The organism is Puribacter membranae, from assembly GCF_055380425.1.
On the sequence record NZ_AP040167.1, the window covers coordinates 2,384,114 to 2,398,718 of the forward strand.

Consider the following 14,605-nt stretch of genomic DNA (forward strand, 5'->3'; position numbering starts at 1 on the left):
TCGTCATGCAAAACGTATTTCGCGAGCTGGTTCAGTCCGGCGGCTCTGGCAAAGCATCACACACCAAGTTTTGGGCAAATGTCGCCTACGCCGCCGCGACCGTGTGTTTTGTGCGTTTTGAGTGGTTTGCCACCGACCCACACATTGAACTGTGGCTGGTCTATCTCGGCACGGTCGCAGGTGTGGCCAGCGTAAGCAAGCTGCTGTCTCTGCGCTACAACGCCAATTACACGGGTATGCAGGATTCAGACAACGGAGGTCAAGCATGATTCCTGAAATCGCTACGGCTGCCGCAGGCATCAAACTACGCGCTGGCGTAATTGTGGTCACGGCGTTGGCCACCATCGCCGTACTGCTCGGCGTTGGCTATCTTGGCTGGCACTTTGGCTCATCTTCCGTGCAAGCCGACTGGGATGCGGAAAAATCCGCACAAAAAGCCGCTGTGCGCGATTTGGAAACCAAGCAAGCCGATGTGTCTACCCAGTCCGAACAAGCGCACACCGCCGCGAATAACCGCATCGAAACGGTATTCAAAGACCGCTACGTTTACATCACCCAAAAAACCACGGAGGCTAAAAATGCGCCTGAAAAAAATTCTGCTTGTGTTATTCCCGCTCATTTTGTGCGCGTGTGGGACAGCGCAAATCGTGCCGAGCCGATTCCCGAAGCCTCCGGCCAGTCTGATGATTCCGCCAGTGGAATTACGCTCGATGACATTGCAGCCCAGCATGACCGAGAAGCCGAGCAATTCCACATCAACGCACAGCGACTGATTGACCTCCAGAATTGGGTAAATGAGCAGGATCGTGTGAGCGCAGAGGTGACGCGATGAGCCAATTCACGACACCCGCAAAACTCGAAATGCTCGATCATTATAAGTGGCGATTAGTTGAGCCGTTTACCTATTACACCGAGGAAATATGCACCTATCTACCTATGGTGGCCGACATAGATGACTCAATGTACCTATGCCATATTATCAACGTACCTAAAGGATACGTCACCGACCTAACCACTGTTCCACGCTTGCTCTGGTCTGTATTTCCGCCGCATGGCCGTTATGCAAAGGCCGCCATCGTCCATGATTATTTGTACGCTAATGCCATCGGAACAAAACGCTGGGCAGATACAGTATTCAAAGAAGCAATGGGTATTCTGGGCGTACCGCGTTGGCGGCGCACGGTGATGTACTGGGCAGTTCGTTTATTTGGCAAAGGAAAATACAAATGAACGGAGATATTGCAGACCGCGCCGAGCAGCAGATCGAGGATTTTCGAGATGATGCCATCAATGAGATTCGCAATGCGCAGGCAGAGCAAGCAACGCGCGATTCGGCGTACTTTTGCGAGGATTGTGACCAGTTGATTCCCGAAGCGCGACGCGCCGTAATTAAAGGGGTGACGCGTTGCATCAAGTGTCAAACGATTTTTGAAAGACAGCACAAATGACGATACAGGTAGATTTTTGGCACTTAGTAGGAATGTTGCTCAGTTTTATCGGGGTTCTTGCCAGCTTTGGAAAAATTTTATTAGGTCAGATTGACCATCGTATTGATGCGCAAAGTGACCGTTTTTTGCAACTCGAAAAAGACTTTATTGAACATAAAACCAAAATGCCACTGGAGTACCAACGGCGAGAAGATGCGATTCGCTTTGAAACGGTGCTCAATGCCAAGCTGGACAATATTTTCAATCGTGTGGATCAAATCAGGGATAAACAACCATGACACCAGACATCGCCAAAGCCCGCCGCGAGAACCTGCGCTGGGTGATTTTACAAGCACTCAACTCTGCCCGTCCCATCGGCGCGTCAGAGTTAGTGATTTACTCGGCGGTGCAACCCGTCGTGCCGGACGTGACGCAATTGGAGCTGCGCCGCGAACTGGACTATCTGGCTGAGCGCAATTTGATTGAGCTGACCGAGCAGGACAGCCCTGCGTGGTTCGCCAAACTCGCACGCTACGGCGTCGATGTGGTTGAGTACACAGTGACGTGTGAGGCTGGTATTGCCCGTCCTAAAAAATATTGGTGACCATTATGCCTCCACGCTCAAAAGTGGCGGCATTGCCGCCTGAAGTCAAAGAATGGTTAGACAAGGCGCTGGTCGAAAATAATTTCGGCGGCTATGAGTTGCTGGCCGAAGAACTCAAAGGCAAGGGCTACGAAATCAGCAAGACCGGTTTGCATCGCTACGGCCAACAGTTTGAAGACCGTCTGAATGCGTTAAAAATCGCCACGGAGCAAGCCCGCGCCGTCGTGCAGGCCAGCCCAGACGATGACGACGCAATGAATCAGGCTCTGATTCGTGTGACGCAAGAGAAGCTGTTTAACGTGATGATGGATTTGCACATTGATCCGAAAGAAATTGATATTGCCAAGCTGACGCGCTCCATCGCCGACCTTTCACGCTCATCCACAGCGGCCAAAGACTATGCGGCGAAAGTGCGCGAAAAAGCGCGTGCGGTGGCTGCTGAGGTGTCCGAGTCGGTGAAGTCCGCCGGTTTGACAGACGATACGGTCGAAGCGATCAAAAAGAAAATTCTGGGGATTGCATCATGAGTTACTGGGAAATTACTTTGATCTGGCTGGCGATGATTGCGCTGTTTTGCGTACTGCTGGTACCGGCTATTGCGATTGTTGGTGTGTGTTTTATCACGGCAAAAGTGGAATACTGGCGCGGTCGAAATAAGCCCGCTGAATTTGAGGGTTGGATGGTCTGATAGGAGTCTATTATGCAAAAAAACGAATTTTCACAACTGCCACCCGACACGCAAACGCGTGTCGTTGATGCGCTTTTAGAGCAAGCTGCAAATCCGGAAAACGGGGATGACCGTGGCTATTTTGTCAATGCGGCCAACGCACTTGATGCCATCAAGAATTCTGGTACCGAGCAGTAAAAATGACATCTGCCGTCTTACTCCCCTATCAACAGGCGTGGGTCGCCGATACTTCACAAGTCAAAGTTTGTGAAAAATCTCGGCGCGTAGGTTTGAGTTGGGGCGAGGCGGGCAATTCTGCGCTGGAAGCCGCGCGTGCTGTAGGCGGTCAGGACACTTGGTACATCGGTTACAACAAGGATATGGCCGAGGAATTCATCCTCGACTCAGCGTTCTGGGCAAAAAATTATCAACTGGTCGCGGATGAAATTGAAGAAGAAGTCATTAAAGATGAGCGGGGCGATATTTTGACATTCAAAATGCGCTTCGCATCGGGCAACCGCATCACCGCTCTTTCATCCAGTCCCAGCAATCTTCGCGGTAAACAAGGTCGCGTCATCATCGACGAGGCGGCATTCCATCCGAACTTGAAAGAGTTGCTCAAAGCGGCGTTCGCATTGCTCATCTGGGGCGGCTCGGTCTCAATCATCAGTACGCACAACGGCGTGGACAATCCATTTAACGAGCTGATCGAGGACATCCGCGCCGGTAAAAAGCCGTATTCATTGCACCGGATTGATTTCAAAGAAGCCATCGCGCAAGGCCTATACAAGCGCATTTGCCAAGTAACCGGCAAAATCTGGACAGCCGATGGTGAAGCGGCATGGGAAGATGAAATCCGATCGATTTATCGTCCGAATGATGCCGAAGAGTTGGATGTCATCCCATCACAATCGGGCGGTCAGTACATTTCGCGTGCCGTCATCGAGTCGCGTATGAGCGCGAATACGCCGATTTTGCGCTATGAATGTACGCATGAATTTGCCGAGAAACCGGACTATGTGCGAGAGTCCGATACTCAGGACTGGATTGATTTTCATCTCAAGCCGGTGCTGGAAAAATTCCCAGCGCATTATCGCCTCGCTCGCAGCAGCACGGGCATGGACTTTGGGCGCAGCGGTGACTTGTCCGTGTTCACGCCGCTTTTAGAGTTGCAAGCATTACAGCGCGTCGTTCCATTCATGCTGGAAATGCGCAATGTACCGTTCAAACAGCAAGAGCAAATCGCATTTTGGATCATTGACCGATTACCACGCTTCAATCATGGTGCATTTGATGCACGTGGCAATGGTCAGTATTTGGCCGAGGTTGCGATGCAACGCTATGGCAGCAACAGCATCAGTCAAGTGATGCTCAGTAATAAATGGTATTTGGAAAATATGCCACGCCTCAAAGCGGCTCTGGAAGACGACAATTTGTCGCAACTGCCGCTTGATCAAGACGTGCTCGATGACCTGCGCACCATCGAAGTCATCGGCGGCATTCCGAAGCTGCCCGACAATGCTCGAAAAAAGAAAGATGGCAAGCAGCGACACGGCGATGCGGCGATTTCTGTCGCGCTGGCATGGTTCTCAGCGTCGCAAGACGGTGGCGTGATTGAGTACATGCCTGTGCCAAAAAATGGCATTCCTGAACACAACAACCCGATGCGACCGAATGAATATGCTGATTTGCAAACATTCAGCATCGAAAAACAATGGCGGTAAATTATGGCTATCCTCGACCAACACGGCAACCCGATTCAAACTAAAACACTGGACGAACCGCAAACGGCGCGACTGCTGCATTTACAAAAATCCACCATCGGCCACCCGACCCGTGGCATCACGCCCGCGAAGTTGAACCAGATTTTAGAAGATGCGGAAAAAGGCAATCTGGTTGCGCAGCACGAGCTGTTTGAGGACATGGAGGAGCGTGATGCACACATGTTCAGCGAGATGTCCAAACGCAAACGCAGTGTGATTAAACTGAACTGGGATGTAGCCCCACCGAGAAATGCCTCGCGCGAAGAAAAGATGAATACAGAGTATGTCAAAGAGCTATTACTGGACATGACGGATTTTGAAGATACGCAGTTTGATGCGCTGGATGGCATTGGCCACGGCTTCTCACCGATTGAGTATACATGGCAACGCATCGGCTCGGACTGGACAATCGGCAAGTTTGAGCATCGGCCGCAGTCGTGGTTCAAAATGGATGAGGCACGCACAGGCTTATTACTGCGTGGTGACAGTGGCAGTGATGGCATCCCGCTTCAACCATTCAGCTGGATGATTCACACCCACCGTGCCAAGAGTGGTTATTTAGCACGCAGTGGCTTGTACCGCGTGTTGGTCGGCCCGTATCTGTATAAGTTTTTCAGTGCCGGTGATTTGGCCGAGTTGCTCGACATCTACGGCATCCCGTTGCGCATTGGCAAGTACCCGAATACAGCGACCAATGCCGAAAAAATGACGCTGTGGCAAGCGGTCGCGGGCATTGGTCACAATGCCGCTGCAGTCATTCCTCAGTCTATGCAGATCGAATTTCAACAGGCCGTCGCAGGCTCGGAAAAGCCGTTCGAATATATGATCGGCTGGTGCGAGCGGTCGCAATCCAAGGCAATTCTGGGCAGTACGCTCACGAGCGACGCCGGTGCTACGGGTCTGGGTTCTGGGTTGGCCGAGATTCATAATGAAGTACGCTTGGACATCCGCGATTCAGACTGCAAGCAGCTCGCTGGAACGATTACTCGCGATCTGATTTACCCACTGCTGGCCATTAACAAAGGTGTGCAAGATGTGCGTCGCTGTCCTCATTTTGTGTTTGACACGCAGGAAGCCGAAGACTTGCAAATGTATGCAGACAGCCTGCCAAAATTGGCCGCTATCAACATGCAGATTCCGGCGAGCTGGGCGCACGACAAACTGCGCATCCCGCAAGCGCAGGAGAATGAGCCGGTGTTGCAGATACCATCGGCCACATCCGCCGAACCCGCTAAAAACGACACAAATTCGCCTTCGCCACTGCGCGCGGCACTCAAAGCAGAAGCCAACGGCGCGGATGAGTTCGCGGATCAGCAGGCGGTGGATGATGCGCTGGACGGCATTGCCGAGGATATTCGCTTGTTGGCCACACAGTGGTTGGAGCCTGCTGTGGTTGCGCTCAAACAGACTGATTCGGCGGAGCAGGCGTTTAACGTTTTGACTGCCGCACATCCCAAAATCCGCACGGAGGTGCTGGCGGAGGCGTTGGCTCGCGCGATGTTTGTCTGTGACTTGATGGGCGCGGACAGTGCCGCGAAGGATTTGCTGTGAGTGTCGGTGCGGCCGAACTGATCGCTGCTTTTCGCATGCCGCCGGAATTGGCGGTAGCGTATTTGCGCGCCAAAGGTCTCAAAGTATCTGGCAACTGGCGTGAGGTTTGGCAAAAAGCCCACGCAAAGGCATTCACCGTGGCGCAATCGGCGGGTTATGACGTGCTGGGCGACATTCGGGACGCGCTCGAAACGGCGATGAACGAAGGTCAGAGTTATCAGCAGTTCATTGCAGGTTTAGAGCCGACACTGCGCAAAAAAGGCTGGTGGGGACTCAAAACCGACTTTTCAACAGGTGAAATTGAGTTACACAAAGGTATGGATCGCCCCGTGGAGCTTGGGACACCGCGTCGTTTGCAATTGATTTACGAACAAAACATTCAAACGGCGTTCATGGCCGGTCGTTATCGAACAATGAAGGATGCCGTGATCACGCATCCGTATTGGGAGTATGTGGCTGTCATGGACAACCGCACGCGGCCGGAGCACGCGCGGCTCAATGGCATGCTGTTTCGTCACGACGACCCGATCTGGTCAGTCATCTATCCGCCGAATGGCTTCCGTTGTCGCTGTCGTGTGCGTCCGGCTTCTGGTGCTACTGTTGAGCGGCGCGGTCTGATAGTTCATTCAAGCGATGGTTATATTAGCGAGTATCAATATCAGCGACGCGATGGCACGGTGATTCCGGTCAAGCAAGTGCAGTTGCCACACATGGACAAACCATTCAGGCCGGATGTGGGTTTTGACTACAATCCGGCCGAGGAGTATTACCGTGGCGCTGCTTGAGGTTAAAATTGATACACGGCAAGTCGATGCGGTGATTGCACAAGCAATGGCTCGCTTACAAAATCCGCGTCCGCTCATGGCCAGCATTTCAGCCGAGTTATTATCATTGACCGACGAGTCGTTTTCTAAACAAGGTCAGGTCGGTGGGCAAAGCTGGACGTCACTGGCGGCGGCTACTATTGCAAAGCGCTCGAAGGATGGTACTTGGCCGGGGAAAATGCTGGTCATTTCACCGGCGGGTTTGGCCGCTTCGATTCAGTCGTTTTATTCAGACTCCGAGGCGGGTATTTCATCATCCAAACCATACGCCGCCATTCAACAATTCGGTGGTCAAGCAGGACGCGGTCGTAAAGTGACAATTCCCGCTCGCCCGTATATGCCGATCACTGCGGACAAAGAATTAACACCGGTGGCAAAAGATTCTATAATGCGCATCGCGGAACAGTATTTTTCGTTCTAATTTTCGGGCGGTTTTTTGTTTCACATATTGCAATGTTATTTCAATCCCATCCCGATACTTCCCGCTTAATCCTAAAACTTCCCGCATTTATCTCACTCTATTAACGGGTATTTATCACACTCTCGTTCAATTGCTGTGCGCGCGCGTGGCAGACAATATGATTAAAGATAAACACGACTCGAATCAGGAGTTGCTCGCACAAGGTTTTGCGAATATGGTGGTGCCGTTTTTCGGGGGAATGCCGGCGACGGGTACGATCGCGCGTACGGTAACGAATATTAAAAATGGCGCGACCAGTCCGGTGTCGGGCATCATTCATGCGTTGGTGTTATTGATCGTGGTGTTGGTCGCTGCGCCTTTGGCACAGTACATTCCTTTGGCGGCGTTATCGGCTATTTTGATGTTCGTTGCCTACAATATGGGCGAGTGGCATGAGTTTGCGCGTCTGAGAAGTTACCGCATCACGTATCGGTTTATTTTGTTGGCGGTGTTTATTTTGACGGTGGTTGTGGATTTGACTGCGGCGGTACAATTTGGGATATTGGCTGCATGTTTTACTTTGATTTATCGCGTGTCGTATTTATCCACTGAGGAGCAGATTGATCTGTCTGGGTGGGGTGAGCAGGCCGAAGGCGTGAAGGCGCGTCGCTTGGTGGGTACTCTATTTTTTGGTGCAGTGAAGTTGATTGATCAATTGCAATTGGATATTCCGAAACGTGCACTGGTGCTGGATTTTTCAAGCATGATTTATGTCGATTCGTCGGGAGTGGAGTCGCTCAACGAGCTGCTGGAGATGTATCAGGAGAAAAACGTGCCGATTTATATTTACGGTTTGCGCGAACAGCCACAGGAAATGCTTTCGCGTACCGGTTGGCTCAAGGATTTGGGACAAGCGTATGTGTGCGCGAATTTGGATGAGGCGAGAGAGAAAATCGCTGCACAGGGCGCGTAGTAGTCTTAGTGCGTTGAATCAGTTCGCTCAGAAAAACAAAAAGGCAGTTGCGTATGGATGATGCAACTGCTTTTTTAGGGCGTTCAATTGGGCACTCTGTGAGTGCCGAATTATTTTTTGACTGCGGCCAACATCTCTTCTAAGCTGGCTTTGTCAGGGGCGCCAGGAATACGCTTGCCGTTTTCAAAAATAATGGTCGGTGTGCCGGTCACACCCAGTTGCTGCGCCAAGGCTTTATTTTTATCCAGAACCGAGGTGTCGCAATCACCCGAGCTGTCGGGTAGTTGCTTGCGCAGCATCCAGTTATCCCATGCAGCGCCTTGATCTTTGGCACAGAGCAATTGTTTGGAGATTGCGGTGGAATTCGGTCCGAGAATGTCAACGACGAAAGTATGAATCGTTACGTTATCGACCTTTTCCAAAGTGTGACGAAAGGCCTTACAGTAACCGCAGTTTGGATCCTCGAAGACTGCGATCTGGCGAGAGCCGTCGCCTTTCACTTGCTTGAAACTCTGCGCGAATGGCAAGGCTTTGAAATCCACTACTGACAGCTCATCGATGCGCGCTTGAGTCATGTCCGACATGTCCGCATTGTTGATCATGTGACCGATCAAGGTGAACTCAGTCTTGGCATTGGTGTACACGATTTCGTTATTGGCCAACACCACTTCGAACAAATCGCTGTAGGGTAACTGGCGAACCGATTTGACCTCTAATTTTTCGATTTTCAGTTCGAGATCGGCTTTGATTTTTTTCTCTTGCTCGGAGCTCGGAGCTGAGGTCGTGTTTGCTTTTTGTGTATCTCCATTTTTTGCCGAAACATTGCAACCGGCAAGCAGACCCACAGCCAAAATGACACCGGTCATCACATAATTTTTCCACGTCGACGCATTCATAAATAACCTTTAAATTAATATTCAATCGCGCGAATCGCGATAGCGGCAATCCACTCAACAGCATTACTGTGCATTATAAATGCAGAGTTATTATGAGTTTGAATTTATGGTGCGACCATCTGTGAAATTGAGCATACCGAGCGATTAACCGTTCGCAGACATGGCATAATTTGTGAAAAATAGGTATGATTGCGACCTTGACTTACACTGCCGCACGCAAAAAATAAATATAAAACAGCGGTACTGTTTGCGCCCGTAGCTCAGTGGATAGAGTGTTGGCCTCCGAAGCCAAAGGTCGCGCGTTCGATTCGCGCCGGGCGCGCCATAAAAAAATTTGTGGTTTTTTTGGTAAAGCACTTGAAAACGCATAAAAAATGTGATTAAAAATATACTCTTGCTACATCAAAAGCGTTATTATTGCAACTGAATTAAGAATAATTTATGACGTATGGTTTTAATCGTCGTTTTAACGCAAATCAGCGATGATTGGATCGATTCTTAATTAATGTATCTTTTTTTAACGGAGCAACAATTCATTCAAATAAAGGAGTGGTAGATGGCCGAAGCTAAAAAAACTGCAACCAAAGCGCCTGCGAAAAAAACAACTGCAAAGCCAGCGGTAAAGCCTGCAGCCAAAGAGGCGGCTAAAGCGCCGGTGAAGGCACCTGCAAAAGCAGCAGCGAAACCCGCAGCCAAAGCGGCAGTAAAAGCGCCTGCAAAAGCGGCAGCAAAACCTGCAGCTAAAACAGCGGTGAAAGCACCTGCGAAAGCAGCAGCCAAACCAAAAGCAGCTGCGAAACCTGCAGCCAAAGCAGCAGTAAAAGCGCCTGCAAAAGCGGCAGCAAAACCAGCGGCCAAAGCTCCAGCGAAAGCAGCAGCTAAGCCAAAAGCAGCTGCGAAGCCCGCAGCCAAAGCGGCTAAAGCGCCGGTGAAAGCACCTGCAAAAGCGGCAGCAAAGCCAGCGGCCAAAGCTCCAGCGAAAGCAGCAGCTAAGCCAAAAGCAGCAGCGAAACCCGCAGCCAAAGCGGCTAAAGCACCGGTGAAGGCACCTGCAAAAGCGGCAGCAAAGCCAGCGGCCAAAGCTCCAGCCAAAGCAGCGGCTAAGCCAAAAGCAGCTGCGAAGCCCGCAGCTAAAGCAGCCAAGCCGGCTGCAAAAGCACCTGCGAAACCAGCTGCAAAGAAAGCCGCAACAGCAGCAAAAAAGTAATAAGCACAGCAGGAAAAGAGGCTGAGTCTGAGAAGTCGAAGACCGCCTCTGCAGTTGAACCGGAGGTGAAGCCACCGCCGGCAAAACCAGCAGAAGTATGGCCGTTTCCTGTGTACCGTCGTCCTTGATGTGTTGAATCATTAAGGCGCGGTAAAAATAGAACCCCGTCCATGACGGGGTTTTTTATTCTTTGTCAGGATTAAAAGCGATGGATTGCCTTCATATAAAAAACAACGATGTGTGGTTAAGCGTGCATGTTCAACCGGGTGCAAAGCACACGCAATGGGCAGGTCTATATGGCGATGCGGTGAAAATCAGATTGTCCGCACCACCCGTTGACGGCAAGGCCAATGAAGCGTTATGCCTATTTTTAGCGCGCGCTTTTGCTTGCGCGCCACGAGAGGTAAGCGTGATTCGTGGGCAAACCTCGCGACAAAAAATCATATGTTTTCACGGGCAGGCAAATGACTTCTCTACGATGCAATTGACATTGCAGGCATTTTTGACAGAAAAATAAAGCGTTTATGTATAGAGCTGCTTTATGCGGGCTGCTGCGCCGTATCAATAATTTCAACGCTGTGGGTGATTTGCGCCACTTGTCCCAGCATGATGCTCGCCGAGCAATATTTGTCATGCGATAACTTCACAGCGCGTTCGACTGCCGATTCGGACAAACCTTGTCCGCTGACGACGAAATGGAAATGAATGTCTGTGAATACTTTCGGGTCGGTTTCGGCACGGGTGGCGCGTAATTGAACTTGGCAGTCGGAGACTTTTTGACGTGCTTTTTGTAAAATCAGCACCACATCAAATGCGGAGCAGCCGCCAGTACCCATCAACAACATCTCCATTGGGCGTGGACCCAGATTGCGTCCGCCTGCTTCGGGTGCGCCGTCCATGACCACTGCGTGGCCGCTGCCTGACTCGCCGATAAATGACATACCGGCGTTGGCGCCGACCCAGCGTACTGTGCATTCCATATTGACTGATCCTGTTCGTTTAAATAATGGTTTGATTTGTCTTAAGCAACCTATTTCATGATTTAGGCATTATAACGGATGCGGAAAAAACATTTGAATGTGAGAAAAGCCATAAATTTCTGTTTAAACAGAAAGCAATGTTGCATCTGTGCAACTGTTTCTATAAATTTTTAAAAAGATTTTTTGGTTAAAGTTTTTATAAAATTGATGTATTTATAATAATTTCACAAAAATACCTATCTCATAGAAAAAAATTCTGTATTTAAGGATTTGCTACAAAAAATCACATTTTCCGCGCCTTGTCTGGCATTGAAAATCCCGTATAATGGCAACCGTTGACTGTTATGCAGTCTCAAGTTGTCTCCTCCACCCTTCTTTGGTGGATTTATAACCCAAGCTTTATGGCTTGGGTTTTTTTTCGCCCAGCGTGATTAAGCTGAATGCTTTTGTGTGTCGTAATTGCCATAAAAAGCAGCGGAAAATCAGATGTTTACGCCAATAGTTGCGCTGATTTATTGACTTTTATTCTTGAATCATCGATAATTTAAAGCTCAGCCCATAAAAGAGCGCATCGGGAGAGGTTGCGGGCATAAGCAATGATAGCGAGCTGTATGGTTGTTTAATTTAATTTATTGGAAATAGTAATGAAGACTTTTTCAGCAAAACAACACGAAGTCGTACGTGACTGGTATGTCATCGACGCGACGGATAAAGTGTTGGGTCGTGTGGCCAGTGAAGTCGCACGTCGTTTGCGTGGCAAGCATAAACCAGAGTTTACGCCGCACGTTGACACGGGTGATTTTATCGTAATCGTTAATGCCGACAAATTGCGCATTACCGGTGCGAAATTCGAAGACAAAAAATACTACCGTCACTCTGGCTATCCGGGCGGTATTTACGAAACCAATTTCCGCAAAATGCAAGAGCGCTTCCCAGGTCGTGCTTTGGAAAAAGCGGTTAAAGGTATGTTGCCTAAAGGTCCTTTGGGTTACGCCATGATCAAGAAAATGAAAGTGTATGCCGGTTCTGAGCATCCACATTCTGCTCAACAACCTAAAGTGTTGGACATTTAAGGATAGGATATCAATATGAACGGCAATTACAACTACGGCACAGGTCGTCGCAAAAGCGCGGTGGCACGTGTGTTTTTGAAAGCGGGTTCCGGCAATATCGTGGTCAATGGTAAGCCTGCGAACGAATACTTCGGTCGTGAAACCTCATTGATGGTGGTGCGTCAGCCATTGGTTTTGACTGAATTCACTGAAAAATTTGACATTTTGGTCAATGTTTCAGGTGGTGGCGAATCAGGTCAAGCGGGCGCGGTGCGTCACGGTATCACCCGTGCGTTGATCGACTATGATGCGAACCTGAAATCAGGCTTGTCTCAAGCGGGCTTGGTGACTCGTGATGCGCGTGAAGTGGAACGTAAAAAAGTGGGCTTCCGCAAAGCACGTCGTCGCAAACAGTTCTCAAAACGTTAATCGAATTTATTCGATTACTCGTTGGAACAACGAAAAAAGACCGCTTTGTGCGGTCTTTTTTGTTATTCTCTCATTTTGTTTGGTGGTTTGGTAGCGCTTGGGGATGTGGGGCGTGCTTGTATTAATGGATGGAAAAATCATGCAGAAAATTAAAGTCGGTATCGTGGGTGGAACGGGGTATACGGGGGTGGAGTTGCTCAGGATTTTAAGCCAACACCCCAATGTGCAGTTGATGGCCATTACTTCGCGCTCGGAGGCAGGTTTGCCGGTGGCACAGATGTTCCCAAGTTTGCGCGGTGTGGTTGATTTGTGTTTTAGCGATCCGAATAGTGGCTTGCTCGAAACCTGTGATGTGGTGTTTTTTGCCACACCGCATGGTGTTGCTATGGCGCAGGCGCCTGAGTTGTTGGCGGCCGGAGTGCGCGTGATTGATTTGGGCGCGGATTTTCGCATCAAGGATGCGCAGGTGTTCGAGCAGTGGTACAAAATTCCGCATACCTGCGAGGATGTATTAAAAGAAGCCGTTTATGGCTTGACGGAATTGAATCGTGATGCGGTCAAGAGGGCGCGTGTCGTGGCCAATCCGGGCTGCTACCCAACCACGATGCAGTTGGGCTTGTATCCTTTGTTAAAAGAGCGCTTGATCGCGCTGGATCCGATTGTCGCCGATTGCAAATCGGGTGTGTCCGGCGCGGGGCGAAAGGCGGAGGTGGGTACTTTATTTTCGGAAGCTTCAGATTCGATGAAGGCTTATGGTGTTGCTGGGCATCGTCATACACCAGAGACGGTGGCGCAATTGAGTCAATTTGCGACTGCGTCCGTGAATTTGATTTTTACACCCCATCTCATACCGATGATTCGCGGAATGCATTCGACTTTGTATGCGCGGCTCAATGAGGTGGGCAATGCTTGGAGTAATGAGCGCATTCAATCGCTATTTGAGCAAACTTATGCGCAAGAGCCTTTTGTTGATGTGATGCCGTGGGGTTCTCATCCTGAAACGCGCTCCGTTCGTGGCTCGAATATGTTGCGCATGGCGTTACAGCGACACGGTGATTTGCTCATCATTTTGGTGGTGCAAGATAATTTGGTCAAAGGCGCATCCGGTCAAGCGGTTCAAAACATGAATGTGATGTTTGGCTTGCCTGAGACTGAGGGCTTGGGCATGGTGGCGTTGTTGCCATAAATCATGGTTGGCGGTAGCTATTTTGGTTAATGATGCGCTGTTGACAGTTCAGGTATAATGAAGCAAATGAATGATTTGAAAGGAATGAAAATGAATGCAATCGTGGAAAATGTGAGTTTGGCGCCGTTTGTATTTAGTGACAGCGCTGTTGGCAAAGTGAAATCCTTAATCGAAGAAGAAGGCAATCCTGATCTGAAGTTGCGCGTGTTTGTGCAAGGGGGCGGTTGCTCAGGTTTTCAATATGGATTCACTTTTGACGAGATCGTGAATGAAGATGACACTAAAATTGAAAAAGATGGCGTAACACTGTTAGTCGATTCAATGAGCTATCAGTATCTGGTGGGCGCTGAAATTGACTATAAAGAAGATATTGAGGGTGCGCAGTTTGTCATTCGTAACCCAAATGCAACAACCACCTGTGGTTGCGGTTCGTCTTTTTCAGTATAAAAAGAAACATCTAAAATATCTTTATTGAGCCTAAAACCCTGTGTAAATTAAGGCCTTTTGGTGCAGCCATCCGGTTTTCGGGTGGCTTTTTGCTTTTTGCCCATCCCTTTTTTGTTACAAAATAAGGCTAAAAACCATTTTAAAAAACTGGGTTTTTGGCTGAAATAAGGTTACAATGTGGAAACGAGGCGCTTTGGGC

Annotated in this window: 23 protein-coding genes and 1 tRNA gene; 20 read left to right on the plus strand and 4 right to left on the minus strand. The window is 49.6% G+C overall.

What is annotated here, in order from left to right:
* Window positions 1–5 precede the first annotated feature (5 nt).
* The 14 genes from ACZ41M_RS11605 to ACZ41M_RS11670 all read left to right on the plus strand — a co-directional run bounded on the left by ACZ41M_RS11605 (window position 6) and on the right by ACZ41M_RS11670 (window position 8,209).
* Window positions 6–269: a hypothetical protein gene (locus ACZ41M_RS11605; protein ID WP_464731023.1), complete on the plus strand. Its 264-nt coding sequence runs from the start codon at window positions 6–8 to the stop codon at window positions 267–269.
* The gene (locus ACZ41M_RS11610; protein WP_464731022.1) at window positions 266–832 is read left to right on the plus strand and encodes a hypothetical protein; all 567 of its coding nucleotides are present in this window, start codon (window positions 266–268) and stop codon (window positions 830–832) included. Before ACZ41M_RS11605 ends, ACZ41M_RS11610 begins: the two co-directional genes overlap by 4 nt.
* Window positions 829–1,230: a DUF1353 domain-containing protein gene (locus tag ACZ41M_RS11615; RefSeq protein WP_464731021.1), complete on the plus strand. Its 402-nt coding sequence runs from the start codon at window positions 829–831 to the stop codon at window positions 1,228–1,230. The genes ACZ41M_RS11610 and ACZ41M_RS11615 overlap by 4 nt, the downstream gene beginning before the upstream one ends.
* The gene (locus tag ACZ41M_RS11620; RefSeq protein ID WP_464731020.1) at window positions 1,227–1,448 is read left to right on the plus strand and encodes a TraR/DksA C4-type zinc finger protein; all 222 of its coding nucleotides are present in this window, start codon (window positions 1,227–1,229) and stop codon (window positions 1,446–1,448) included. Before ACZ41M_RS11615 ends, ACZ41M_RS11620 begins: the two co-directional genes overlap by 4 nt.
* Window positions 1,445–1,726, plus strand: coding sequence for a hypothetical protein (locus tag ACZ41M_RS11625; protein ID WP_464731019.1), 282 nt, complete (start codon window positions 1,445–1,447; stop codon window positions 1,724–1,726). The genes ACZ41M_RS11620 and ACZ41M_RS11625 overlap by 4 nt, the downstream gene beginning before the upstream one ends.
* Window positions 1,723–2,031: a hypothetical protein gene (locus ACZ41M_RS11630; protein ID WP_464731018.1), complete on the plus strand. Its 309-nt coding sequence runs from the start codon at window positions 1,723–1,725 to the stop codon at window positions 2,029–2,031. The genes ACZ41M_RS11625 and ACZ41M_RS11630 overlap by 4 nt, the downstream gene beginning before the upstream one ends.
* A 5-nt stretch (window positions 2,032–2,036) precedes the next feature.
* On the plus strand, window positions 2,037–2,558 hold the full coding sequence (locus ACZ41M_RS11635) for a DUF3486 family protein (protein WP_464731017.1): 522 nt from the start codon (window positions 2,037–2,039) through the stop codon (window positions 2,556–2,558).
* A complete protein-coding gene (locus tag ACZ41M_RS11640) occupies window positions 2,555–2,719 on the plus strand; it encodes a hypothetical protein (RefSeq protein ID WP_464731016.1) in 165 nt (54 codons plus the stop codon). Before ACZ41M_RS11635 ends, ACZ41M_RS11640 begins: the two co-directional genes overlap by 4 nt.
* Window positions 2,720–2,731: 12 nt before the next feature.
* Complete coding sequence (locus tag ACZ41M_RS11645; protein ID WP_464731015.1) at window positions 2,732–2,896, plus strand: hypothetical protein; 165 nt, start codon at window positions 2,732–2,734, stop codon at window positions 2,894–2,896.
* A 2-nt stretch (window positions 2,897–2,898) separates the two neighbouring features.
* The gene (locus ACZ41M_RS11650; protein ID WP_464731014.1) at window positions 2,899–4,422 is read left to right on the plus strand and encodes a terminase large subunit domain-containing protein; all 1,524 of its coding nucleotides are present in this window, start codon (window positions 2,899–2,901) and stop codon (window positions 4,420–4,422) included.
* 3 nt (window positions 4,423–4,425) lie between these two features.
* Window positions 4,426–6,012 carry a DUF935 domain-containing protein gene (locus tag ACZ41M_RS11655; protein WP_464731013.1) on the plus strand — a complete coding sequence of 529 codons (1,587 nt, stop codon included), beginning with the start codon at window positions 4,426–4,428 and terminating at the stop codon, window positions 6,010–6,012.
* Window positions 6,009–6,797 (plus strand): phage head morphogenesis protein, encoded by a 789-nt coding sequence (locus tag ACZ41M_RS11660; RefSeq protein ID WP_464731012.1) that lies wholly within the window; start codon window positions 6,009–6,011, stop codon window positions 6,795–6,797. The genes ACZ41M_RS11655 and ACZ41M_RS11660 overlap by 4 nt, the downstream gene beginning before the upstream one ends.
* The gene (locus ACZ41M_RS11665) at window positions 6,784–7,257 is read left to right on the plus strand and encodes a phage virion morphogenesis protein (protein WP_464731011.1); all 474 of its coding nucleotides are present in this window, start codon (window positions 6,784–6,786) and stop codon (window positions 7,255–7,257) included. Before ACZ41M_RS11660 ends, ACZ41M_RS11665 begins: the two co-directional genes overlap by 14 nt.
* A 109-nt stretch (window positions 7,258–7,366) precedes the next feature.
* Window positions 7,367–8,209: a SulP family inorganic anion transporter gene (locus ACZ41M_RS11670; RefSeq protein WP_464737507.1), complete on the plus strand. Its 843-nt coding sequence runs from the start codon at window positions 7,367–7,369 to the stop codon at window positions 8,207–8,209.
* Between the two features lie 110 nt (window positions 8,210–8,319).
* Here the strand turns inward: ACZ41M_RS11670 and ACZ41M_RS11675 are convergent, their stop codons facing one another.
* Entirely contained in the window at window positions 8,320–9,105 is a 786-nt protein-coding gene (locus tag ACZ41M_RS11675; RefSeq protein WP_464731010.1) for a DsbC family protein, read from the minus strand.
* 249 nt (window positions 9,106–9,354) lie between these two features.
* Here ACZ41M_RS11675 and ACZ41M_RS11680 point away from each other — a divergent pair.
* A tRNA-Arg gene (locus tag ACZ41M_RS11680) sits at window positions 9,355–9,430 on the plus strand.
* A 212-nt stretch (window positions 9,431–9,642) separates the two neighbouring features.
* Here ACZ41M_RS11680 and ACZ41M_RS11685 read toward each other — a convergent pair.
* Window positions 9,643–10,248, minus strand: coding sequence for a hypothetical protein (locus tag ACZ41M_RS11685; protein WP_464731009.1), 606 nt, complete (start codon window positions 10,246–10,248; stop codon window positions 9,643–9,645).
* The gene (locus ACZ41M_RS11690; RefSeq protein ID WP_464731008.1) at window positions 10,236–10,484 is read right to left on the minus strand and encodes a hypothetical protein; all 249 of its coding nucleotides are present in this window, start codon (window positions 10,482–10,484) and stop codon (window positions 10,236–10,238) included. Before ACZ41M_RS11690 ends, ACZ41M_RS11685 begins: the two co-directional genes overlap by 13 nt.
* Window positions 10,485–10,502: 18 nt before the next feature.
* Between ACZ41M_RS11690 and ACZ41M_RS11695 the strand changes: the two genes are divergently transcribed.
* Window positions 10,503–10,829, plus strand: a complete 327-nt coding sequence (locus tag ACZ41M_RS11695; RefSeq protein WP_464731007.1) for a DUF167 domain-containing protein — start codon at window positions 10,503–10,505, stop codon at window positions 10,827–10,829.
* Window positions 10,830–10,851: 22 nt separating this feature from the next.
* Here ACZ41M_RS11695 and ACZ41M_RS11700 read toward each other — a convergent pair whose 3' ends face one another.
* The gene (locus ACZ41M_RS11700) at window positions 10,852–11,292 is read right to left on the minus strand and encodes an OsmC family protein (protein ID WP_464731006.1); all 441 of its coding nucleotides are present in this window, start codon (window positions 11,290–11,292) and stop codon (window positions 10,852–10,854) included.
* 644 nt (window positions 11,293–11,936) lie between these two features.
* On the opposite strand from ACZ41M_RS11700, the gene rplM reads away from it, so the two are divergent.
* The 4 genes from rplM to erpA all read left to right on the plus strand — a co-directional run bounded on the left by rplM (window position 11,937) and on the right by erpA (window position 14,406).
* On the plus strand, window positions 11,937–12,365 hold the full coding sequence (gene rplM, locus ACZ41M_RS11705) for a 50S ribosomal protein L13 (RefSeq protein WP_464731005.1): 429 nt from the start codon (window positions 11,937–11,939) through the stop codon (window positions 12,363–12,365).
* Between the two features lie 15 nt (window positions 12,366–12,380).
* Complete coding sequence (gene rpsI / locus ACZ41M_RS11710) at window positions 12,381–12,773, plus strand: 30S ribosomal protein S9 (protein ID WP_464731004.1); 393 nt, start codon at window positions 12,381–12,383, stop codon at window positions 12,771–12,773.
* A 139-nt stretch (window positions 12,774–12,912) separates the two neighbouring features.
* Complete coding sequence (argC, locus tag ACZ41M_RS11715; protein WP_464731003.1) at window positions 12,913–13,959, plus strand: N-acetyl-gamma-glutamyl-phosphate reductase; 1,047 nt, start codon at window positions 12,913–12,915, stop codon at window positions 13,957–13,959.
* Window positions 13,960–14,049: 90 nt separating this feature from the next.
* Entirely contained in the window at window positions 14,050–14,406 is a 357-nt protein-coding gene (gene erpA, locus ACZ41M_RS11720) for an iron-sulfur cluster insertion protein ErpA (protein ID WP_464732143.1), read from the plus strand.
* Window positions 14,407–14,605: the final 199 nt, after the last annotated feature.